We start from the raw sequence: 3520 nt of genomic DNA on the forward strand, positions 1-3520 counted from the left end.
CGGCAGGCGCCCTCGCCACCGCGGCCCCCGCCAGGGAGTCCCGCACCGGCCCACGCGGGGGCCGCCACCGCGCCTGACACCCCAGAAGCCCCATGAGAGCGGCTCTCACAGCCGCGCCGGGCGCTCCAGGCCGTAGGCGTCCGCGAAGGACTCGAGCCGCGCCACGGCGTCCCTGCCGCGGCTCCACGGCCGGACGATGAGCCGGTCCACGCCGAGCGCCGCCCAAGACGCCACCTCCTCCGGCGCCCCCAGCTCGTACGCGTGCGCCGTCACCGACCCGGTCCCGCCCAGCGCGGCCAGCCGGTCGAGCTGCGGCCGGATCGACTCCAGGGTGTGCGGCATGCTGATCCACCCGTCGCACAGCCGCGCCGCCCGCCGCAGCGCGGCGTCCGACTCTCCCCCGCACAGGATCGGCAGCCGGTGCTGCACGGGCTTGGGCTCGAAGGCGACCTCGGCGAAGCTGTAGAACCGCCCCGAGTGCGCCACGGCGGGCTCGCTCCACAGCCGCCTGGTCACCTCGATGACCTCGTCCAGCCGCGCGCCCCGGTCGGCGAAGCCGAGCCCCACGGCGTCCCACTCCCCCCGGTACCAGCCCGCCCCGACCCCGCAGACGGCCCGCCCGGAGGACACCACGTCGAGCGTGGCGAAGGCGCGGGCGGAGATGAACGGGTGGCGCAGGGCGAGCAGGTGCACGGCCGTGCCGAGCCGCACCCGGGAGGTGCAGGCGGCCAGCCAGCACAGGTAGGCGGGCGCGTCGAACAGCGGCGTCCCGGGCTTGATGCCGGGCTCGGACGTCCCCGGGTAGGCGGCCGTCGACAGGTCGGTGGCGAAGACCAGGTGCTCGGGCAGCCACACCGACTCGAAGCCCAGCTCGTCGGCCGCCACCGCGACGTCCTTCCACGCGGCCGGGTGCAGGAGCCCGAGCGGCACCCCGTACTTCATGGGAACCGCCTCGTGTCACCGCCGAGCACGGCGTCCCGGATCACGGCGCGGTGGGCCGAGCCGCTCCCGTAGGCGGCCGACAGCGACCACGCGCGGGCCAGCCAGAACCGTAGGTCCAGTTCCTCGGTGTAGCCGATGGCGCCGTGGGTCTGCAGGGCGACCCGCGCCGCCAGCGAGGCGGCCTCCCCTGCGGCGGCCTTGGCGGCGCTCGCGTCGCGGTCCGCGGTGACCGCGCCCGCGTCCACGCAGACGGCAGCCCGGTGGACGAGCGGCGCGGCGAACGACACGGCGATGGCCACGTCGGCGAGCCGGTGCTTGACCGCCTGGAACGAGCCGATGGGCGCCCCGAACTGCGTGCGGGTGCGCGCGTAGGCCACTGACTCGTCCAGCAGGTGCCGGGCGACGCCGATGAGCTGCGCGGCGGTCGCCACGGTGGCCCGCAGCAGGGCCGGCGCCAGGGGCCGCTCCAGGGGCGCCGAGTCGGCGTACGCCACCTCGAACAGCGGGCGGCACGGGTCGGCGCCGGGGCGGGGTGTGAGCCGTACCGCGTCCTTGGACACCAGGCGCGGCCCGTCCGGCCGCGCGACCACGAGCAGGTCGGCGAGGTCCGCGTCCGGCGCGCACGCGCCACCGGGAGGCACGACGCTCACGCGGACCGCGCCGGAGGCGAGCTTGGGGACGCCCGGCAGCAGGTACGGCGCCGCGATGGCGGTCTCCACGACGGGCCCCGGCAGGCAGGCCCGCCCGGTCTCCTCCAGGGCGGGCACCGCGTCCACCAGCCCGAGGCCGAGCCCGTCGGCCTCGGGCGGGACGAGCAGCCCGAAGAACCCGAGGCCGGCGAGCCGTTCCCAGGCGGGGAGGCGTTCGGTGCGCAGCGCCCGCGGCGGGCAGTCCTCGGCCAGCACGTCGCGCACGGTCGCGGCCAGGGCGAGCTGGTCGGGGGTGAAGGCGAAGTTCATCGGCACGCCTTCCGGACGGGCCGGAGGGCGGCGGCAGGCTCGTGGGTCATCGGGGCAGCCCCAGGATTCGCTCGGCGATGATGGTGCGCTGGATCTCGTTGGTGCCCGCGTAGATCGGCCCGGCCAGTGAGAAGAGGAAGCCGTCGAGCCAGGGCGTCTCCCCTGCCCGCTCCCCGAGCAGTTCCATGGCCAGGGTGTGCATGCGCAGGTCCAGCTCGGACCAGAAGACCTTGCCCATGCTGGCGGCCGGCCCGATCTGCTCCCCGGCCATGAGGCGGCGGGCGGTCTGGAACGTGTGCAGGCGGTAGGCCTCGGCGTCGGTCCAGCACCTGGCGGCCTGGTCGGCGAGCACCGGGTCGGCGTGCCTGGCCAGCGTGACGAGCCGGTCGGCGGTCGCCAGGAAGCGGCCAGGGCTGCGCAGGGTCAGGCCGCGTTCGGAGGAGGTGGTGGCCATGGCGATGCGCCAGCCGTCGCCCTCCTCGCCGACGACCATCGAATCGGGCACGAACGCCCCGTCGAGGAACAGCTCGGCGAACCCCGGCAGCCCGTCGAGCTGCGCGATCGGCCGGACGGTCACCTCGTCCAGGGGGAACAGGAAGTACGTCAGCCCCTTGTGCCTGGCGCCGGACGTGCGGAACAGCCCGAACCCGTGCGAGGCGTACGCGGCGCGCGAGCTCCACGTCTTGTGCCCGTACAGCCGCCAGCCGCCGTCGGCCCGCACGGCGCGGGAGGTCAGCGCGGCCAGGTCGCTGCCCGCCTCCGGCTCCGACCAGGCCTGCGCCCACACGTCGTCGGCGCGCGCCATCCGGGGCAACCACGCGTGCCGCTGCTCGTCGGCGCCGAAGGCCATGAGCGTCGGGGCGAGCAGGAAGACGCCGTTCTGGGTGACCCTGGCGGGCGCGCCCGCCGCCCAGTACTCCTCCTCGAAGATCAGCCATTCGATGAGGGAGGCGCCCCGCCCGCCGTACTCACTGGGCCAGGAGACAGCGGAGAGCCGCGCGGAGGCCAGCAGCGCCTCCCACGCGCGGTGCGCCTCGAAGCCCTCGGGAGTGTCCATGGACGGCAGCGGTCCGGGCACATGGCCGGCCAGCCAGTCGCGAACCTCGGCGCGGAAGTCCTGCTCGGCCCTGGTGTAGTCGAGATCCACGTTACCAAGCTAGCGCACGCTTGGTTTCCTGAACAGGCGTGTGGCGGGGCACGGTCACCCAAGATAGGCGGCCCGCACCACCGGGTCGTCGCGCACGTCGGCCGGGCCTCCGGAGGCGATGACCCGGCCCAGGTCGAGCACGACCAGCCGGTCGCAGGCGTCCATGACGAACCCCATGTCGTGCTCGACCAGCAGCACCGTGGTGTCCAGCGCCGCGATGACCTCGCGCAGCCGTACGGTCTGCTCCGCGTCGAGACCGGAGGTGGGCTCGTCCAGCAGCAGCAGCCGAGGGCGGTCGGCGAGGGCACGGGCCAGCTCGACCAGCCGACGCCCGCCCACGGGGAGCGAGGCCGCGTAGGCGTCGCGCAGCTCCGTCAGCCCGCACAGCTCCAGCACCTCGGCGACGCGCTCGCCGCGCTCACGCTCCAGCCGCCGCCTGGCGGGCCACCCCACCAGGTCGGCGGCGAGGCCG

Annotated in this window: 4 protein-coding genes; all 4 read right to left on the reverse strand. The window is 75.3% G+C overall.

Annotated features, from left to right (window positions below; genetic code table 11):
* Positions 1-105: 105 nt before the first annotated feature.
* Complete coding sequence (locus DQW85_RS25830; protein ID WP_113702548.1) at positions 106-942, reverse strand: TIGR03619 family F420-dependent LLM class oxidoreductase; 837 nt, start codon at positions 940-942, stop codon at positions 106-108.
* Positions 939-1901: an acyl-CoA dehydrogenase family protein gene (locus tag DQW85_RS25835; RefSeq protein WP_113702549.1), complete on the reverse strand. Its 963-nt coding sequence runs from the start codon at positions 1899-1901 to the stop codon at positions 939-941. Before DQW85_RS25835 ends, DQW85_RS25830 begins: the two co-directional genes overlap by 4 nt.
* A gap of 46 nt (positions 1902-1947) precedes the next feature.
* The gene (locus DQW85_RS25840; protein ID WP_113702550.1) at positions 1948-3048 is read right to left on the reverse strand and encodes an acyl-CoA dehydrogenase family protein; all 1101 of its coding nucleotides are present in this window, start codon (positions 3046-3048) and stop codon (positions 1948-1950) included.
* A gap of 54 nt (positions 3049-3102) precedes the next feature.
* Positions 3103-3520: ABC transporter ATP-binding protein C-terminal domain-containing protein (locus DQW85_RS25845; protein WP_162795378.1), on the reverse strand; the 418-nt coding region annotated here is incomplete at its 5' end.

Origin of the sequence: Nonomuraea lactucae (assembly GCF_003313395.1) — a bacterium.
In the GTDB taxonomy this organism is placed as follows: domain Bacteria; phylum Actinomycetota; class Actinomycetes; order Streptosporangiales; family Streptosporangiaceae; genus Nonomuraea; species Nonomuraea lactucae.

What these genes read in the sequence shown, in the direction of transcription:
- DQW85_RS25830 (WP_113702548.1), bottom strand. Translation starts at nt 942, where the DNA reads ATGAAGTACGGGGTGCCGCTCGGGCTCCTGCACCCGGCCGCGTGGAAG.
- DQW85_RS25835 (WP_113702549.1), bottom strand. Translation starts at nt 1,901, where the DNA reads ATGAACTTCGCCTTCACCCCCGACCAGCTCGCCCTGGCCGCGACCGTG.